Below are 18,966 nucleotides of genomic sequence, written 5' to 3'. Positions count from 1 at the left end.
AAGCGGGAGGATAACCAGCTTCAATCAAACGGTAGTGCTTGATTGAAACTTTTCCTGTTCAAGATTTGCTCTTAGCCTTGGACCTGTTTAGCATACCCGCTAAACTTGGGTAGTGTCGATAAAAGTTTGTCTGAGGTAGCACCTAGTGCGGTTCTACCAATAAAAAGGCGCAAACCCCATCGGGCTGCGCCTCTCTCATTGTATGGATGTGCTAGAACTAGACATTAGATGCTAGATATTAGATTTTAGAAGTACGCCTAATCGTCCTTCCTCAAAATATCAAGCATCACCATCTAGCGTCTAATGTCTAAAATCTCATTTCATAAAGTTCCACATTACACCCAACTTAACACCCACGGCAAGTGGCCTAACCTTGCCCACGGCATTGGAGGCAAATAGGCCGTTGTAGGTGCCGTCCTTTAGGTAAATGGGCTTGTTGTCGGCCTTGAGCATGCTGCCTAGGCCGTAGCTGGCGTAGGCGCCGCCGTACAGGCTGATGGCATCGGTAAGCTGGTAGGTAGCTCCGGCATCAGCCAGCAGCGCTACGGTGGCGCGGAGGGTGATGTCGTCCGAGGGCCTATCTCCGTACGTCCTTAGTCCCTGCTCGGGCAGGTCGCCCAGCTCCACGTCCCACTGGCTGTAGTAGCCCGTGGTGGTAATGGTGCCGCCTGTGGCCTTGTAGCGGCTCTTGGTTGGGATGGAGAGCTTGATGCCCGCCGAGGCCATCAGCCCAACCTTAGGGTTTAGCGCATGTCGGTAGGTGGCCGCAAAGGGAATATCGATTAGGGTAGCGCGCTGCTCCTCCTTCCAGCCGCTGTAGCGGGTGCGGAGCTCGTCGGCGTCGCCCTCGGCATCCACGCTGGGGGTCTTGGTTAGGGCGTTCAGCGTGGCGGTCGCCTTGAACGATTGCACGCCCACGCCCGTGCTGATGCCCCAGCTGGCGCTGAGGAAGTAGGTGTACCCCGCGCCAAGGGTAAATCCGGCATTCCCTTTACGACTGCCGTTGTCGATGCTGTAGCCCAGCTGGTGGAGGCCGCCGCCCGCGCTAAGCGAGAGGAACGTGTCTCCCTTCTGGGCCTGCGCCGCAGCGGTGGCGCCGAGCGCCAGTGCGGCTATAAGGATCTCTTTTATCATCATTTTACTCTTTTTAGTTTGAAGGATGAGCGGCAGCGCCGCCCATCCCTTTACGTTTAGTTGGCCAAAACCACCTTAAAGGTGAGCACCTGCCCATCGGCGGTGGCGATGCGGCCCATGTACACGCCGTCGGTTCCCGACAGGGTGATGCGGTTTTCCTGCTCCACCTTACGCGAGGTGAGCACGGGTACGCCCTGGGTGCTGTACACCGTTAGCACGGCGCCCTGCAGCTCCTCGTCGGCGAAGCCAGAAAGCTTAACGGTGAGCTCCTGTCCTGCACGGGCAGGGTTGGGGTAAACGCTCACGCTAGCCTGTGCGCTCTTCTTTATGCTTAGCGCCTTGGAGCAGGTGTTCACGGTTTGTCCCGTTGCCGTTTTTAGCTGCGCGTAGTAGGTTCCGCTAAGACCGTTGGGGTCCTTATAGAACTGGCTGGTAGCCCCGCCTATGGCGCTACCGTTCTTGTACCACTGGTAGCCGGTAAAGCGGCCATTGTGGTTGTCGATCAGCACCACGCTGCCAAACTTGGGAACGATGACGTCAGCCGATACGTTAACGGTTACCTGGAAGGCTGCTGGTTCGCTGATGTTGCCGTAACCGTCGCGAAGCTGCAGCGTGGCTTGGTAGGTGCCGTCGGTCACCCTTGCGGGTATGCTGAAGGAAACGGTACCGTCATCGGTAGGCAGCGCAGCGTAGCCGCTGTTGCTGAAGCCTGCCGTTAGGGCCTTGGCGTCGAATACGATCTGGTACTCGGTAGGCCTGCCGCTGGTAAGGGTGTAGGCAAGGCTTAGCTTGTCGCCCTCGCAGGCTGGCTGTGGAGCCTTTAGCGCATTCACCACAATTGGGTTCGATATGGTAAGCTTGCCGGCAACGTAGGCGAACTCGTAGCTATCGTCGGCACCGCCTGCTACCGTAATATCGTAAACTCCAGTAGGGCTGGTAGCGGTTGCGGTGGTGGTTGCGGTAGGCTTGGTGTCGAGCACCGCCTCGGTATCTCCGTTCACGAACCCTTTGTAGGTAACGCCTAGGACTGGTATGGCCTCTCCCTCGCGGATGCTGTAGCTGGTGGCGGTAGCGGTAAGCGGCACCTTGCCTACGGTGATGGCTACTGTCTTTTCCACGCTGATGTAGTGGTCGCCATCCGTGGGGGTGAAGGTCACCTTCAGCTCGTGTTTGCCTGCTGCTAGGGTTGTGCCTGCGGTAGGGGTGTAGGTGAAGGAGCCAGCAACGGCTGCTCCGCTGTACGATGCGGTGGCGTTGAGCTGCTCATCGCTTAAAGGCGTACCGTAGGTTATGCCATTTGGTTCGGCCCAGGTAATCGTAGGTATGCGCTTGTCGAGAATGGTAAGCTTACCATCAACATAGGTAAAGCTGTAGTTTCCATCGATACCATCTGCAGCAATGATGGCGTACTCGCCCACGGGACTGGTAGCGGTTGCGGAGGTGGTAGCGGTAGGCTTAATGTCGAGCACGCTCTGGTCCTCACTGTTCACGAATCCGCTGTAGCTAACGGTGAGAACAGGTATTGCCTCGCCCTTGGTGATGGTGTGGCTGCTGGCGGTAACGGTAAGCGGTGCCTTCGCCACGCTAATGGTAAGCGTTTTGCTTTCCGTGGTGTTCCCCTTATCAGTGGGGGTAAAGGTTGCGGTGATCGCTTGAGCATTGCCTGCGTTGAGCACGGAGCCTGCGGCAGGGGTATAGGCAAACGTTCCAGGTACATCGGCAGTAGCGTTGAGCTGCGCATCGCCTAGTGCAGTGCCGTAGGTGATATCGGCAGGATTGCTCCATGCGATTACGGAGGTATGCATTGGCTTTATGCTGTTCGAAACCGCCGAAGCCGCGCCTGTGCCTACTGCGTTACTGGTAGTAACGGTAAAGGAGTATTCCGTTCCGTTAGCAAGTCCGGTTACGGTTATTGGACTTGCTGTGCCTGTTGCCGTAATGTTGCCGGGGGTAGCGGTTACCGTGTAGCCCGTAATTGGCAATCCTCCGTCGTATGCCGATGGGGTAAAGTTTACGGTAGCCTGTCCATCGCCTGCGGTAGCGGTTCCAATGGTTGGGGCATCGGGGACGTCGTAAACGTTCAGCTTAAACACCTCCGAAGTAGATGAGTTGTAGCTGGCATCGCCAATGTACTTGGCCTTTATGGAGCGCTCTCCTAAGCCTATGGATGGGTAGCTATAGGTAGCAACGCCGTTGTCTATCGTGACATTTTCTAAGACAATTCCGTCTTCCGAGAATTGCACTTCTCCGGTTGCCCCAGGTGTTACGGTAGCTGTAAAGGTTACAGGCGAATGCTTAGCGGTTGGGTTGGGCGTTCCGCTCAGGCTGATGGTTGAGGCGCTAGGGCCAGCGAGCGTTCCTCCGGCTGCCATTACCTGCTCCAGGTTCATTCGGAAGGCATAGTTATAGCTGGCAGCAGAAGCTAAAAATGTAATGTCGTACATCACCACTAGGCTTCCCGTAGGGGCGTTGGCTAGCGTTCCTTGAGGGAAGTAGAGCCCCGCACCCGAGGTTCCATCGGCCTCGGTGGTAATAAAGGAGCCGTTACCCGATTCGGTGACGATTCCGTATCCGTCCAGATGTACGGTTGATATGCTGCTTGCCCCCGCATTAAAGGGAACCTTAAGCGCTACTTTTTTAGGATCTGATTCTGCTACAGGAGGGGCAATGGTGCCGCCGCCGAGCTGCTGAATAAAGCTGCTAATGCTCTGGTTGCGGTACTTAAACCAGAGGCATTCTCCTGCCAAAAAGAGGGATTTTTTAGGGTTGTTCCTCAAAAAGTCGGCGTATAGGGTTGCATCGCTAGATGTAATGGGTTCGGTTACTCGGACGTCGTAAATCTGCGCGTAGCCATCCAGCGAAGCGGGAACCCCAGATGTGCTTACGGTTACGTCGAAGCGGTTGGAGAGATCCATTTGCAGCTGGTGGGCTGCACCCTTTTCGTCCCACTGGTTGTTCGAAACAACTAGCACATCGGGCTTGTAGAAGGGCGTTACAGGAGCCGATGCCTCTGATGGTGCGCTCTCTTTGGCTATGTTGCTGCCCGTAACGGTAAAGGTGTACTCGATTCCGTTGGTAAGCCCGGTTACGACTATGGGGCTCATAGTGCCCGTTTCCGTAATGCCGCCGGGGGTGGCGGTTACCGTGTAGCTCGTAACGGGCGCTCCGCCATCGTTAGCTGGTTGGAAAAATTCCACCCTCGCCTGCTCGTCGCCAGCGATGGCGGTAACGCCGATTGGGGCGGCTGGTGCCACAGGGTTTACCGCAAAGCTTTGCGGTACGGATGGCGCAGCCTTGTAGGGGGCGTTGCCTGCCTGATCGGCCACTACGGTGCAGGTTCCTGCGGAGGTAAAGCTTAGCGTACCGCCGCTGCTGATGGTGCACACGTTGGGCGTGGTGGTGGTAAACGTAACCTGTAGCCCCGAGGTGGCCGTAGCCGTAAGGGTTGGCGTTGTGCCGTAGAGCTGCGCGCCGGGGTTGGTAAAGCTGATGGTTTGACTCTTTTGGGGCTTAACGCTATTCGTTGCCGCCGATGGTGCGCTTGTTAGGGCCGCGTTGCTGGCCGTAACGGTAAAGGTGTAGTCTGTTCCGTTGGTAAGACCGGTTACGACGATGGGGCTCGTTGTGCCTGTTGCCGTAATGTTGCCGGGTGTAGCGGTTACCGTGTAGCCCGTAATTGGCGATCCTCCGTCGGATGCGGGTGGGGTAAAGCTTACGGTAGCCTGCCCATCATCAGCGGTGGCGGCTCCAATGGTTGGGGCATCGGGTGCGGTGCAGACAACAAACTTAAACGCCTCCGAAGTGGATGCATTGTGCTCTGCATCGCCAGAGTATTGCGCCGTTATGGTGTGGGTGCCTAATTCTAATGAATTGGTGGTAAGGGTGGCAACGCCATTCTCTAGCGTGTACCTGCCAAAAATCTTAGCATCTTCTATGAACTGCACCTTCCCGCTAACTCCCCCGGTTACGGTGGCGGTAATCGTTACTGGTGCCGATACGCCTACGGGGTTAGGATTCGCGCTCAGGCTAACGCTGGAGGTGCTGGGGCCTGGCAGCGTTCCTCCGGCGGCCATTACCTGCTCCAGATTCGCTCGGAGTTCTTTCTGGTTCGAAAGAGGATCGTAATTCATTTCATTACCATAGGAGTCTACCAAAAGATCATTGTAGAGGAAGTTGACATCGTACATCACCACCAGACACCCCTGGGGGGCGTATGCTAGCGTGTTATGGGGAAAGTAAATCCCAGCGCCCGAGGTGCCATCGGCTTCGGTGGCAATAAAGGAGCCCTTCCCCGACGAGGTTACAAGCCCAGGTGAGGTAAGCGTTACGGTTGAAACGCTGCTTGCGCCCGTGTTGAAGGGGGTTTTCAGCGCTACGGGTTCTATCGATATTTTACTAGGAGGGGCTACGGTGCCTCCACCTAGCTTCTCGATAAGCTTGCTGATGCTCTGATTTCTGGCCGTGAAACTGGTATTATCGTTGCGTTCTCCTACTACAAAGACCGATTTGCCCGGCGCCTGACGTAAAAAGTAGTAGTATTGATTCAGATCATTGTCTGTAATCGCCTCTCTTACCCTTACGTCGTAAATCTGCGAGTAGCTATAAGGATAAGAGGGTACCCCTGTGGTGCTCACGGTTACGTCGTAGCGGTCGGCGAAATCTTTTTGCAGCTGCGCGGTTGCTTGCGTTTCGTCATAATTATTGTTCGAAACGATTAGCACGTCGGGCTTGTAGACGGGCGTTACGGGAGCCGACGCCGCTGAAGGTGCACTCACTTTTGCTATGTTGCTGGCCGTAACGGTAAAGGTGTACTCGATTCCGTTGGTAAGCCCGGTTACGACGATGGGGCTCTGGGTGCCCGTTGCCTTAATGCTACCAGGGCTGGAGGTTACCGTGTAGCCCGTAACGGGTGCTCCGCCGTCGTTTGTTGGAGGGGTGAAGCTTACCGTAGCGATTCCATCGCCGGGTGTGGCGGTAACGGCCGTGGGGGCCGATGGGGAAGCTATGAGGGTTAAGCCGCTCAGCTCAAGCGTATTTATCTGCAAAAGGAGATTGAGGGCAGAGGTTTTTAACGTGATGGTAAAACTGTCTATTCCTTTGAACAAGTCGGGGTTTGAGATATCGCTAATCCAAAGGCCTTCTCGGAAGTCCACCTCTTGAGAAACTCCTTTGGAGGTGGTGACGGTATAGCGTATATCGCCTTCTTCAAGCTTTTCTAATGCCAAACGGTCAAGGTTGAACGTGTAGCCTGGGCAGGTAATGGTAACCGTTGTTGGGGTTCCGGTGTTGGTGCTGTATATTCCCCATCCATTAGTATCCTTATTGAACCCGTTGGAAGGATTATTATCTGCATTCGACATCTTAATGCCCAACGTTATGCCGTTTTCGGTATACTGGGTGTCGCCGCCGTTAAAGATGGGAGGGTTTGCTGTTCCTCCTTGGAATGTAATTGTTTGTGCGCTTGCCTGTCCGCCTAGCGCCAGCAGGGCAGCCAGCAGCAGGGCAGCCAGCGGTAGCCTGATGCTCCTTCGTTTGGGTACCGCTGCCCGTGCCGGTGCGGCGGTTTGCCCCAGCGCCCCCACAGAGGAGGAGAGCCATAGGGCTAGGATTAGTAGAAATCTTTTCATGTATTACGTTGATTGTTGGTTTCGATGCTACAGCTAGGAGCTTCCACTCCTATGTAAATCGCGCGAAGGTGGCAAAAGAGGCGGAAACAGGGGCGCCAAATCGTAAATTTCAGCTTACGATTTGGCGAATGGCTGAAAAAGAGGGGCTAAAGAAATGGTGAAAAAGAGGGGAAGTGGGGAGCCATAGCCGTCAGACTATGGTGAAATCATAAAGGATGACCAGCTTCAATTGTGCGATGTTGCTTAATATTTGCCTTTGCTACGCTTAGCGTCCTAGCTAAGCTTGGGGGCGCGCGGCCTTCGGCCGTACCCGGTGCGGTTGATGCGGTTCGTGGGAAGCGTAGCGGGGAGATCCCATAACCGTCAAGCTAAGGATTTTTGTTAACACCTAAATGCATAATCAAGGTACGTTATCCTCCCGCCAAAGCGGGAGGTTGGGGTGGGTGATAACGTCTTAACCCACCCCTGCCTCCCGTCCAAACGGGGGGATAACCTGTTTCAATCATGGGTTAGTACTTGATATCTGTCTTTTTCTTTCAAAAAATCTTTGCTAAAGCGTAGCAGGGGTACTCTCCAATGCTCGATATTCGGGTATCCTGTCGAGTTTTGTACCCTCCAGGTCTCGCCGCTGGGGTACGCTACCGAGTATTGTACCCTTCGGGTCTCGCGGTTTGGGTACGCTACCGAGTATTGTACCCTTCGGGTCTCGCGGTTTGGGTACGCTACCGAGTTTTGTACCCTTCGGGTCTCGCGGTTGGGGTACGCTACTGAGTTTTGTACCCTTCGGGTCTCGCGGTTTGGGTACGCTACTGAGTTTTGTACCCTCCGGGTCTCGCGGTTTGGGTACGCTACTGAGTTTTGTACCCTTCGGGTCTCGCGGTTTGGGTGCGCTACCGAGTATTGTACCCTTCGGGTCTCGCGGTTGGGGTACGCTACCGAGTTTTGTACCCTTCGGGTCTCGCGGTTGGGGTACGCTACTGAGTTTTGTACCCTTCGGGTCTCGCGGTTTGGGTACGCTACTGAGTTTTGTACCCTCCGGGTCTCGCCGCTGGGGTACGCTACTGAGTATTCAACCTCCTTTCATTTCTTGTGCGATGGCGTATTTGGATGTGTTGTTTATGGATATTTAATGCGAGCGATGTATTATTCGCAATATTTAAGCTAAAAATTTGATAAAATATTTGGATTATTTAATTTTAGGGTGTTGACAATATGGCTTAAACTATAAAAAATGAAAAGGATAATATCTTTTAACATGGCTCGGCTCCTAGTAACGGAGCTGGGTACTCTAGCCCGAAACGTTCAGAATGCGGTTAAGGGCTTGCTTTCCGTGAAGCTTATTCCACAAAAATTGGCAGACGATTTGGACGCTGCCGTTGTGGTGTACAACCGTTCGGTTGGAGCGCTGACGCCATCGGAGCTCGCCGAGCTGGCAAAGAGTATAGATGATGAGCGCGGTAACATCGAGCTGGCCATAAAGGGAGTGGTGCTCTCTACCAAGTATCGGCCCGAGGAGAATATCCGCACTGCCGGCCGACGCCTGGAGGAGGCCATTCGCCATCGGGGCTGGTCGATGCAGGACGAGAGCTACAGCTCCGAGACCACCCTTGTCGATCAGCTGTTGGACGACATAAAGGGATCCGCTCAGCTAACCAGCGATTCGGCAACGGTTGGCATTACCAGCCTGTTAGATATGCTCGGCCTGTGCAACCAGCGCTTCAAGGATAACGAGAAGAAAAGGAACGACGGCGAGGTGGGCAGCGTAACCAGCGTAGAGGCGGTGCGCCGTCTTCAGGCTACCATTCAGACCATCTTTGGCTACCTGAACTCGGTGTCGGGCGTTTACCCCGAGGTGGAATCGGCTATCGATGCGCTAAACGTAGCCATTGCACCGCTGGTAGAGCAGATAAAGACGCGGGCCACCATCGCCGAAAAGAAAAAGGAGGAGGAGAAGAAGAACCCCGACTCCACCAAATAGCAAACCCAGAATGCTAACAGCCATAGGTTAACCGCAAAGCCAACCCGCAAGGTTGGCTTTGTTCGTTGAAGGGGGGGGAGTAGAGCCGCACGGCGTGCGGCTCTTTTAATGCAGGCACATTAGGGAGGTCGAACCATGGATTTCTCTAAAAAAATTATTTGCGAGAAGCGTATCCCCCGCTGGCGGGGGTAGGGGGTGGACAATGCATCGTTAATGAAATTAATATCCCTTTTTTGAGGATATAGTAGTTCGAATAGAAAGCAGCGCTAATAAGTGTTACTCAGAATTCCACCCCCTAACCCCCGCCAGCGGGGGATAACCTTCGAAATAATGTCGTGGTTTATCAACGAGCATATGATATTTTTTTTAATGTATATTGATTCTATGTTTTTAAAAGGCGAAATCTCTGAAGGTATACCTGCGCGCTGTGCAGCTCTACCAATGAAAAAAGCGCAAACCTAATCGGTTTGCGCCCTCCTTCATTGTGTGGTTGTAAAAACAGAGCCGATTTAAGTCTGCTCCCAGCAAAAGATCCTTTAGTCTAATATCTAGATTCTATAAGGTAATCGCCGTTCCATTGTAGTAGTCGAGCAGCTTGGTGCGGAAGATGTACTCGTAGCGGGCCTGCGCCAGCTCCGACTGTGAGGTGGCCAAGCGCTTCTTGGTCTCGTTTAGCTCGAAGGTGGTCGATCGGCCTGCGCCGAACTTCTCCTGCGCGTACTGGTAGGCCACGGTCGATGCCTCCAGCGCCTGCTTGGCCGAGAGGAAGCTCTGCTGGGCCGTCATGGCGTTGTAGTAGGCCTGCTGCATCTCCTTAAACAGCGTCTTCTTGGCATCGCTAAGGGCCAGTTTGCGCTGCTCCTGCTCTATGCGGGCAAGGCTGATGTTGTTACGGTTTTCGAATCGGCTAAATATGGGAATGTTCAGCTGTAGGCCAAGCATCTTTTCTCCGTTGTTCTTTAGCTGTGTTCCAAACGAACGGTTCGAGATGTTGAACCCGTTGTAGTAGCTGTTGCCGTACTGGGCAATGGCGCTAAGCGATGGGTAGTACGCTGCTTTTGCCATGTTGATGTACTCCTCGCCGGCTTGTAGGCGGTACTCGGCAGCTTTTACTGCTGGGCGTATGGTGTAGGCTTTTTCTATGCTGCCCGAACTAAGCGCCAGTACGGCATCGCTGTTAATGGCCACCTTGTCGGTTGCGGGTACTTCAACATCGAAGCTTTCGATGGATTGCAGCTCCATCAGCTGCCCGAGCGCCAGTAGGGCAATCTTTAGGTCGCCCTGAGCCTTGGTGAGGGCGTACTCCTCCTTGGCCAGCTGCGCCTTGCTCTCGTACTGCTCCGATTTGGGCAGACGACCGCCCGTTACCAGCTCCTCGGTTTTCTTGAGCTGAAGCTTGCCCTGATCGACGTTCTCCTGGGCAACCTTTACCAGCTCCTTGTTGTAGAGTACCTGAAGGTAGGCCAGCGTAACCTGTATGGTAATGTCGTCGCCCATTTGGTTGATATCCTCTACGGCAGCCTTCAGGCTCCAGTCGGTATACTTCATACGGCTGTTGATGTAGTTCCCCTGGTAGATTGGCGCGTTGGCGCTGATGCCAAACGAGGTGGTTGCCGAGTTCTGGTTTAAGTAGGTGTTTTCCGAGCCTAGCGAGCGACCAAACGTCAGGTTTTGGTTTACGTTTGCGCCTAAGTTGGGCAGACGGCTGTTCTTTGCCGTGTTGAGGTTTACCTCGGCGCTCTTCATGTCGTTGGTGCGGCGCTTCACGTCGAGGTTTTGCTGCTTGGCGTACTCGATGCACTTGGCGAGGCTCCAGCTCTCTTGCGCTATTGCCGATGGGCCGATTAGCCCCATCAGCAGAACGGCTACTATGGTTAATCCTTTCTTCATAGCTTACTCTTGCTTCTTAGCTTCGTCTTTCTTAATCAGGGCTCCCTTAAGCTTATCCTTAGGGGTAATACCCGACTTAACCTCGATGTTAATGCCGTCCGATAGTCCGAGCTTTACGGCCTTACGGATGAACTCCTGCTCCTTACCGCCTTTTTTCAGCACGTTGACGTACGAGGTGTCGTTAACGAATTCCACCACGCTTTCGGGAATGGTGAGCACCTTCTCGCGCTTATCCAGAATGATTTCGGCATTGGCGCTATACCCTGCGCGTACGAATACGTTTTCGGGGATTTTGGCGGCTGCCTTAATCTCGAATAGGATGGCACCGTTCTCCTCTACTCCCTTGGGCGAGATGTACTCAAGAATAGCATCGAACTTCTTCTCCTGAAGTGCGCCCATTGTTAGCGCTATCGGCATTCTTTCCTTGATTCGGCCCACCTCTGTTTCGTCTATCTTTCCCTTAAAGATCATATCGCGAAGGTTGGCAACGCTGGCAATGGTGGTGCCATCGTTAAAGGTGTTCGATTGGATTACCGAGTTCCCAACCTTTACCGGAACGTCAAGAATGGTTCCCGATATGGTAGAGCGGATTTGGGTGGTGCTGTAGCTGGCCGACTTCTTGGATATGCCTTCGCGGATAATGGTAAGCGCATCCTGAGCGTTCTCCTTATCCTCTTTGGCCTTCTTTAGCTGGAACTGCGACTTTAGAAAGTCCTCCTTCGATACTACGCCCGAGTTGTAGAGCTTGTTTACGCGGTTGTAGTCGTCCTGAGCCTGCTCGAGGGTTATGTTGGCCTGGTTTAGGCGGCTCTCGGCCGAGTTGATCTGCACCATCTCGGGTATCACCTTTACCTTGGCAATGATCTCTCCGGTTGTAACCTTGTCGCCCGCTTGCTTGTATATCTCGGTGATGATGCCCGAAATCTGTGGTTTGATGAGCACCTCGTTGCGGGGCTCTATCTTTCCGGTTGCAATTGTCTTTCGTTCGATGTTGCCAACTTTGGGGACAACCACCTCGAACTGATCCTTTGGAGGATTTGCCTTTTTCCAAAGGAAGGCGAATGTGCCAATAAACATGATGGCAATGATGGCAATGAAAATGATTCGTTTAGCTTTTTTCATCGTATTTATTTTTTACTGGTTCCTATTTTTAAGATGTTAGACGTTAGATTTTAGATGTTAGAAAAGCTTTGTGCTTATTCTTTAACTTCTTTGACTCCTTTAACTTCAAAATTCTTCCGTCTAACTTCAGTTTAACTTCCGAATAACTCCCGTTTAACTTCTTCAAGAGATCTACTCGTCCCTCAGCGCATCAATCGCCTTAATCCTAAGCGCTTTTCTGGCGGGTATCATTCCCGCAAAGAGCCCTGATATAACGAGCACTAGGGTGGCGAAAATGGCGAGGTCGAGGCTGATTTGTGGATTCATGAAGAACATCTCATCGCTCGATCCCGACGAAATAATGTTGTCTACAATGTTGAGGATAAATACGCCAAAGCTCATTCCTGCAATTCCTGCAATAAGGGTTAGCACAAGGCTCTCCATCATAATTTGGCTAAGAATGTTGAATGGGGTTGCTCCTAGGGCGCGACGAACTCCGATTTCCTGTGTGCGCTCGCGGATGGTCACCATCATAATGTTGCTTACGCCCACTACCCCGGCGAAAAGGGTGCCCAAACCAACTATCAGTATAAGCACTTTAATGCCAAGAAAAAGGTTGGCAAACATCTTAAACTGGCGTTCTAGGTTAAAGCCCGATACCGCTTCTGGATCGGTGGGCGATATGTCGTGCTCCTTTTTGATGATATTCTTAATTCGATCCTCCAACGACGATACGTTTGTGCTAGGCTTAGAGGTTATGGCCAGCACGTGCACCTGATCGCCCATGTTGTAGGCTACCTGCATGGTGGTATAGGGGAGTAGCACGCTTTGATCCATTGGACCGTTAATGTTCATGTGCGAGTTGCCCTTTACAACGCCAATAACGGTGTAGTATATTCCGTTTACCTTTATGGTGGTGCCTACAGGCTTTTCTCCGATTTTGTACAAGTCTTCGTAAACCTTGTAACCAATAACAACCACTTTACGGCGTTGCTGAATGTCGATGTCGTTAATGTAGCGACCGTAAATAATTTCGGGCTTGTCAATTTTTACGTAGTCGGGGTTAAGCCCCTTAATACGGTACGAACCCGACTTCTCGCCGCGGATGGTGTTCTTTGGGGTTCTCATCCCGCCAAAAAGCATGGGCGATACCACATCAACTTCGGGAATTTTGCTCTTTATGATCTCGATGTCTTTCGAGCGCATGCTCCATGATCTACCCTTACGGAATCCCTTGTAGGGTTCAGTTGTGTTGTTTGTCCAGTAGAATACGGAGTTGGTTGCAACCGATTTGATGCCATTCATGACGCCATTGCGGAGTCCGTTTCCCGATCCGTACATCACAACGAGCATGAAAATTCCCCAAAACACGCCAAAGGCGGTAAGGGCACTTCTCATCTTATTCTTGGTGATGGTTTCCCATATCTCTTGCCAACGGTCTAGGTCAAACATGGTTTGCTTTTTAGATTTTACTATTCGCTTCTTAGCGCCTCAATAGGCTTTATGCTTACGGCTCGCTTGGCCGGAATGTATCCGGCAATAAGTCCCGAAACAATTAGGATAAGGAGGGCTACTATGATGATGCCGACGTCTACCGTTGGATTTCGGAAGATTACGTTACCGCTTTCGGCTGGGGTTTGGTTTATGATAAAGTTTATGATTTCGGTTATGGCAATGCCAAGCATCATCCCAATGTATCCGAAAACCGATGTTATGAGTACCGACTCGAGAAGAATTAGCTTAATGATAGAGGTAGGCGATGCTCCTAGCGCCTTCCTAATGCCAAATTCCTTGGTCCGCTCTTTTACCGTTATCAGCATGATGTTGCTCACGCCTACAATTCCGGCAATAAGGGTTCCGATGCCAACAATCCATACAAAAAGCTTTATTGCCCAAAAAATCTTCATGGTTTGGATGTAGTTCTCCGAGTTGTTCCATAGGCCTAGTGCTGATCTGTCATCGGGGTTAAACGAGTGAAGCTTTGCAAACCCTTTGCGTATGGTGGTGTTGTACTCCTCGTTTTCCTTTGCCGTTTTTAGGCTTTTAGCCGATAGGATAATGCCATCGTAGCCGTTCTCTCCGAAGTTGTAGATGCTCTTTGCCGTAGAGATGGGAATGTACCCTTCGCGGCTATCGTTGCCTGTAAGGTATTTTACCACTCCAACAACCTTGTACATAACGTTGTTAACGGTTACATATTGGCCTACTGGGTTCTGCTTTGGGAATAGAACGTCCTTAATCTTATCGTTGATGGCTATAACCTTCCTCGATTCGCGGATGTCCATCAGGTTGATGAATCTGCCCATTCCAGGGAGAACCTCTATACCTTCGAGTGCTGCGTAGTTGGTGGTAACTCCAAGAAGCCCATATGTTCCTGTTTTATTTCCGTTAGAAAATGTTGCCGATTCCGATGCGTAGAACTTGTAGGCAACAGTATCAACGTAGGGTAGCTGCTTTTCGGAAAGGAAGATGTCTTTTTCCGACATTTTCATTCGGCGTCCACTTTGGTAGCCTTCGTGTGCCATGGTGGTAATCCCAGGCCATAAGTATATGGCATTCTTCGATTCAGATGCAAAGTTGGTGCTTACCCCGTTGCTAAGACCATTCCCTGAAGCTAAAAGAATGATGAGCATGAAGATACCCCATGCTACGGCAAATCCTGTAAAAAATGTTCGAAGCTTATTGGCCTTAATGGTGGCCATAATCTCTTGCCATAAATCCAGCATGGTTTGCTAGTTTTGGGTTATCGATTCGATAATGCCATCTTTTAGATGGATGGTCCTATCCGTTTTTTCACCAACCGCTTTTTCGTGTGTTACGATAATCATCGTCATCCCCTTTTTGTTAACGTCCTTAAGGATGCTCATAACCTCTTCGGAGGTTTTGCTGTCGAGTGCCCCCGTAGGTTCGTCGGCAAGGATTATTTGTGGATTGGCAATTAGCGCTCGGGCAATGGCCACACGTTGCTTTTGTCCTCCCGACATTTCGTTGGGCATATGATGTGCCCATTCTTTAAGCCCAAGCATGTCTAGATACTCCATCGCCATGATGTTGCGCTTTTTGCGGCTTATCTTTTGGTAGTATAGCGGTAGCGCTACATTTTCCATGGCATTCTTAAAGTTAATGAGGTTGAAGGATTGAAAGACAAATCCAATCATTCGGTTGCGGTATTCTGCCGCTCGTTTTTCGCTTAGATTGCTGATTAAAACGTCGTTTAGGCGGTAAACCCCAGTGTCGTAGTTGTCGAGAATGCCTAAGATGTTGAGCAGAGTTGATTTTCCCGATCCAGAAGCCCCCATGATAGAAACGAAATCGCCTTTATGAATGTCTAGATCTATGCCCTTTAGTACATGCAACGGACTACCGTTGTAGTATGTTTTATTGATGTCTTCAAGTTTTATCATTGCACTTTCTGGTGTTTTAACTCTTTTAGGACGCTTGCACTAAGGAAAGGTTACAAGGACTCTGAGTAAAACCGTGCTTTGTAGCTTGATTTATGAAATAATTAGCTACTTTAAGTTTGTTAGTTTGCTTTTATTTAGGATGTTATGAATTACACAAAGGCATGCTTTCGTGTAGTTGAGAGAGTGGAGGGTCTAAGAAATTTTAGTTGTAATACAATAAAAAAGGTTCAAATCGTTGTTTGAACCTTTTTGCGTTAAGCCTATAATGTTTATTCTACTTTTTTTAATCTACGTTGATTGTCCCTTCAAAAACTTTTTCGGCAGGACCTGTAAGCCATACGTTTTCAAAGGTTCCATCATCTCTTCTGTCGAATGATACGTGAAGATTTCCTCCCATAACTTCAATATCCCAATTATTCTGATCCGACTCTAGGAAAAGGGCTGTTGCAATTGCAGCCGCTGTCGATCCTGTTCCACAGGCTAGGGTTTCATCTTCTACTCCACGTTCGTAGGTGCGTACGAAGATTTCGTCGTCAAAAATTTCCACAAAATTTACATTTGTTCCTCCTGGAGCAAATTTGGGGTCATTTCTAACTGCTTGTCCCTCTTCAAAAACATCCATCTCTTCAAGGTCTTCGACAAACTTTACATAGTGAGGTGACCCTGTGTTTATGAAGTAGTAATCGTCGTGTTCTTCGATTTCTTTTACATCGATCATCTTAAGTTTTACGAAAATTTCTCCGTCTTCTTCGATAAAAAAAGCCTCGTGTAGGCCGTCTATGCTGTTAAAAACAACTTTCTCGGGAGAACCAAGACCTAGCGATTTTGCAAAAACGGAAATGCATCGTCCTCCGTTACCGCACATTGTAGATTCTTTACCATCGGCGTTGAAGTAGCGCATGTAGAAATCGTTCTTTTCGTCCTTCTCAAGGAGCATTAGGCCATCAGCACCTACTCCAAAGTTTCTGTCACATAGCATTTCAACGGTGTCTATACTTGGTTGGAATTTACCTTCTCGATTGTCTATAATGACAAAGTCGTTACCTGCACCTTGGTATTTTTCAAACTTCAATATCATTTTTGTTCGCGTTTAATGTTCCTAAGGTAGCTGTTTGATTCGAATAACCGAGATAATCCCTTCTTTTTATTTGGGTTAATCTGTGTTAGACTGAGGTAACGGATGTAATAAAAGGCACCACTTTTGAGTTATTGTGTTATCCTGAAAATCTATGATAAGGGGCTCTGAATTTTGACTTACACCTCGAAAGTTTAGATCAATATGTCTATAGGTGAAATTTTTCAGGAGTTTGGCTGCTATTTTGTCAGTTGACATGTTTAGAGTGTAATGTTAAATCGAACGCATATGAAAAGACAAAATTTATTTGCAATTGTTGCTGCTGCATTACTTGGTGGTGCCGTTTCGTCAATTTTGGCAATTACCATTATGCAAAAAAGATTTGTTACCACCCAAGATTTGCTAAACCCTCAGCTTAGCTTAGTTAGCGAACAGGCCGGTAGTACGGCTGGAAATGTGAATTTTACCTATGCTGCAGAACAATCTGTTAACAGCGTAGTTCACGTCAAAACCTACACAACAGAGGTACCACAAGTCGATCCGTTCTTCGAATTTTTCTTTGGACAGCCATCTTCGCGTAGTTACAACAATCAGCCGGTGCAACGAGGTGCAGGATCGGGAGTCATCGTCTCAAAAGATGGCTATATTGTCACAAATAATCACGTTATTGATGGTGCTGAAAAGGTTAAAGTTACATTAAATGATAAGCGATCTTACGATGCAAAAGTAGTGGGGGTAGATCCTAACTCGGACATAGCCTTACTTAAAATTGATCAAGCTGATTTACCCTTTATGCGCATTGGAGATTCTGATAACCTTCGCATCGGAGAGTGGGTGATTGCCGTTGGTAATCCATTTAATCTTACCTCTACGGTAACCGCAGGTATTGTTAGCGCAAAAGGCAGGAACCTTCCTGTTCGAGAGGATATGAATCAGTATCAGGTAGAATCTTTTATACAAACAGATGCTGTTGTTAATCCTGGGAATTCTGGAGGTGCTTTAGTAAATCTAAAGGGAGAGTTAATAGGCATTAACACTGCAATTTACACGCAAAATGGGGTGTTTAATGGGTATTCGTTTGCAATTCCGGCTAGTATCGTGAAAAAAGTGGTGTACGACCTCATGGAGTATGGCTCTGTTCAAAGAGGCTTCTTAGGTATATCAATGAGCGATATAACCTCCGATAATGCAGGCAAGCTAGGTTTGAAGGATGTGATTTCGGGCGTTTATGTGGCCGAAGTAACCGAAGGTGGTGGAGCAGCCCAAGCTGGAATACGAAAGGGAGATGTGCTAGAATCTATTAATGGTATATCTATCAACTCTATGGCTCAGGTTCAAGAGCAGGTTGCCCGTTATCGTCCTGGCGATAATGTTGATATTTCGCTAATTCGTGATGGGAAAGTGAAACATTTTAAGGTCACTTTACGTAAAACATCAAGTGGCGATAATCAGGAGGTTGCTGTAAGCGGTGCCTTTACTGCAATGGGTGCCACATATGCCAATGTTAGTCCCCAACTAAAGAGTAGCTTAAGGCTTAAGGGAGGAGTTCAAATAGTAGAACTAGAGAATGGGAAGTTAAAGTCTCAAGGCATCCGAAAAGGGCTAATAATACTACGTATAAACCGACAACCAATTAGCAGCGTGGAAGATTTAGCTGAAGTGTTTGCTAGTGCTCGACAGCGAGAGGTTATTATTATTGAAGGAGTATATCCTAATGGGTTGCAGGCTTTGTATAGTATAGGCATTTAGTTTGTTAGATTAAACTAAACACAAAGTTAATATTTTCATGAGACAGCTTAAAATCACCAAATCGATTACCAACAGAGAGAGTGCATCGCTTGACAAGTACCTACAGGAAATTGGCAAGGAGGAACTTATTACTGTTGAAGAAGAGGTTGAGTTGGCACAACGAATCAAAAAAGGCGATCAGGTAGCCCTCGAAAAGCTTACCCGCGCTAACCTTCGTTTCGTGGTGTCGGTAGCGAAGCAGTATCAAAATCAGGGGTTGAGCCTACCAGACCTTATCAACGAGGGTAACCTTGGTTTGATTAAGGCTGCTGAGAAGTTTGATGAAACCCGTGGTTTTAAATTCATCTCTTATGCGGTTTGGTGGATTCGTCAATCAATCCTTCAGGCTTTAGCTGAGCAGTCGCGTATTGTACGTCTTCCTCTTAACCAGGTGGGATCACTCAACAAGATCAACAAGGCGTTTGCAAAGTTTGAGCAGGAAAACGAGCGCACTCCATCGCCTGAGGAGTTAGCTGATGCACTTGATCTTCCAAAGGAAAAGGTGTCGGATACTCTTCGCGTTGCTGGTCGCCATGTATCGGTGGATGCCCCATTCGTCGATGGAGAAGACAACAGTCTTTTGGACGTGCTTGTTAATCCTGATTCGCCAAATGCAGATCGTAGCCTAATTAATGAATCCTTAGTTAAGGAAATTGAGCGTGCATTGTCGACTTTGACTGACAGAGAGCGTGATATTATCCGCCTATTCTTTGGTATCGGCTGCAGCGAAATGACACTTGAAGAGATTGGAGAGAAGTTTGGGCTTACCCGCGAACGTGTTCGTCAGATAAAGGAAAAGGCAATTCGCCGCCTTCGTCACAGCACCCGCAGCAAGCATCTTAAAAGCTTCCTTGGCTAGAAGATATTTATGGAATTTACTTGATGCCCGCAACACCAGCGGGCATTTTTTGCATTTGCAAAATAAGATAATGAAAATGGGGGGTGCTGAATGTCTGTTCTTTATTTGCA

At 49.7% G+C, this 18,966-nt stretch carries 11 protein-coding genes; 3 read left to right on the top strand and 8 right to left on the bottom strand.

Annotation, left to right across the window (positions count from 1 at the left end):
* Positions 1–315: 315 nt before the first annotated feature.
* Positions 316–1,137 carry an outer membrane beta-barrel protein gene (locus CLV25_RS00360; RefSeq protein ID WP_131837645.1) on the bottom strand — a complete coding sequence of 274 codons (822 nt, stop codon included), beginning with the start codon at positions 1,135–1,137 and terminating at the stop codon, positions 316–318.
* Positions 1,138–1,190: 53 nt separating this feature from the next.
* Positions 1,191–6,761 (bottom strand): fibronectin type III domain-containing protein, encoded by a 5,571-nt coding sequence (locus CLV25_RS00355; protein WP_131837644.1) that lies wholly within the window; start codon positions 6,759–6,761, stop codon positions 1,191–1,193.
* Positions 6,762–7,992: 1,231 nt separating this feature from the next.
* Here CLV25_RS00355 and CLV25_RS00350 point away from each other — a divergent pair.
* A complete protein-coding gene (locus CLV25_RS00350; protein ID WP_131837643.1) occupies positions 7,993–8,739 on the top strand; it encodes a DUF6261 family protein in 747 nt (248 codons plus the stop codon).
* Positions 8,740–9,294: 555 nt separating this feature from the next.
* Here CLV25_RS00350 and CLV25_RS00345 read toward each other — a convergent pair.
* From CLV25_RS00345 to dapF, 6 genes are all read right to left on the bottom strand, one after another.
* Positions 9,295–10,629: a TolC family protein gene (locus CLV25_RS00345; protein WP_131837642.1), complete on the bottom strand. Its 1,335-nt coding sequence runs from the start codon at positions 10,627–10,629 to the stop codon at positions 9,295–9,297.
* 3 nt (positions 10,630–10,632) lie between these two features.
* Complete coding sequence (locus tag CLV25_RS00340; RefSeq protein WP_131837641.1) at positions 10,633–11,751, bottom strand: efflux RND transporter periplasmic adaptor subunit; 1,119 nt, start codon at positions 11,749–11,751, stop codon at positions 10,633–10,635.
* A gap of 171 nt (positions 11,752–11,922) precedes the next feature.
* On the bottom strand, positions 11,923–13,182 hold the full coding sequence (locus tag CLV25_RS00335) for an ABC transporter permease (RefSeq protein ID WP_131837640.1): 1,260 nt from the start codon (positions 13,180–13,182) through the stop codon (positions 11,923–11,925).
* Between the two features lie 20 nt (positions 13,183–13,202).
* A complete protein-coding gene (locus CLV25_RS00330) occupies positions 13,203–14,456 on the bottom strand; it encodes an ABC transporter permease (protein WP_131837639.1) in 1,254 nt (417 codons plus the stop codon).
* Positions 14,457–14,462: 6 nt separating this feature from the next.
* The gene (locus CLV25_RS00325; protein WP_131837638.1) at positions 14,463–15,134 is read right to left on the bottom strand and encodes an ABC transporter ATP-binding protein; all 672 of its coding nucleotides are present in this window, start codon (positions 15,132–15,134) and stop codon (positions 14,463–14,465) included.
* Between the two features lie 283 nt (positions 15,135–15,417).
* Positions 15,418–16,212, bottom strand: a complete 795-nt coding sequence (dapF, locus tag CLV25_RS00320) for a diaminopimelate epimerase (RefSeq protein WP_131837637.1) — start codon at positions 16,210–16,212, stop codon at positions 15,418–15,420.
* Positions 16,213–16,497: 285 nt separating this feature from the next.
* Between dapF and CLV25_RS00315 the strand changes: the two genes are divergently transcribed.
* Positions 16,498–17,958, top strand: coding sequence for a Do family serine endopeptidase (locus CLV25_RS00315; RefSeq protein WP_131837636.1), 1,461 nt, complete (start codon positions 16,498–16,500; stop codon positions 17,956–17,958).
* 37 nt (positions 17,959–17,995) lie between these two features.
* Positions 17,996–18,856, top strand: a complete 861-nt coding sequence (locus CLV25_RS00310) for a sigma-70 family RNA polymerase sigma factor (protein WP_131837635.1) — start codon at positions 17,996–17,998, stop codon at positions 18,854–18,856.
* Positions 18,857–18,966: the final 110 nt, after the last annotated feature.

The sequence above is a fragment of the Acetobacteroides hydrogenigenes genome, assembly GCF_004340205.1.
GTDB lineage: Bacteria > Bacteroidota > Bacteroidia > Bacteroidales > ZOR0009 > Acetobacteroides > Acetobacteroides hydrogenigenes.
This window is presented reverse-complemented; position numbering and strand designations above follow the sequence as displayed.

Bases quoted from the DNA above. Each gene is read 5' to 3' on its own strand.
- CLV25_RS00360 (WP_131837645.1), bottom strand. From the start codon at position 1,137: ATGATGATAAAAGAGATCCTTATAGCCGCACTGGCGCTCGGCGCCACC.
- CLV25_RS00340 (WP_131837641.1), bottom strand. From the start codon at position 11,751: ATGAAAAAAGCTAAACGAATCATTTTCATTGCCATCATTGCCATCATG.
- CLV25_RS00335 (WP_131837640.1), bottom strand. From the start codon at position 13,182: ATGTTTGACCTAGACCGTTGGCAAGAGATATGGGAAACCATCACCAAG.
- CLV25_RS00355 (WP_131837644.1), bottom strand. From the start codon at position 6,761: ATGAAAAGATTTCTACTAATCCTAGCCCTATGGCTCTCCTCCTCTGTG.
- dapF (WP_131837637.1), bottom strand. From the start codon at position 16,212: ATGATATTGAAGTTTGAAAAATACCAAGGTGCAGGTAACGACTTTGTC.
- CLV25_RS00350 (WP_131837643.1), top strand. From the start codon at position 7,993: ATGAAAAGGATAATATCTTTTAACATGGCTCGGCTCCTAGTAACGGAG.
- CLV25_RS00330 (WP_131837639.1), bottom strand. From the start codon at position 14,456: ATGCTGGATTTATGGCAAGAGATTATGGCCACCATTAAGGCCAATAAG.
- CLV25_RS00345 (WP_131837642.1), bottom strand. From the start codon at position 10,629: ATGAAGAAAGGATTAACCATAGTAGCCGTTCTGCTGATGGGGCTAATC.
- CLV25_RS00315 (WP_131837636.1), top strand. From the start codon at position 16,498: ATGAAAAGACAAAATTTATTTGCAATTGTTGCTGCTGCATTACTTGGT.
- CLV25_RS00325 (WP_131837638.1), bottom strand. From the start codon at position 15,134: ATGATAAAACTTGAAGACATCAATAAAACATACTACAACGGTAGTCCG.
- CLV25_RS00310 (WP_131837635.1), top strand. From the start codon at position 17,996: ATGAGACAGCTTAAAATCACCAAATCGATTACCAACAGAGAGAGTGCA.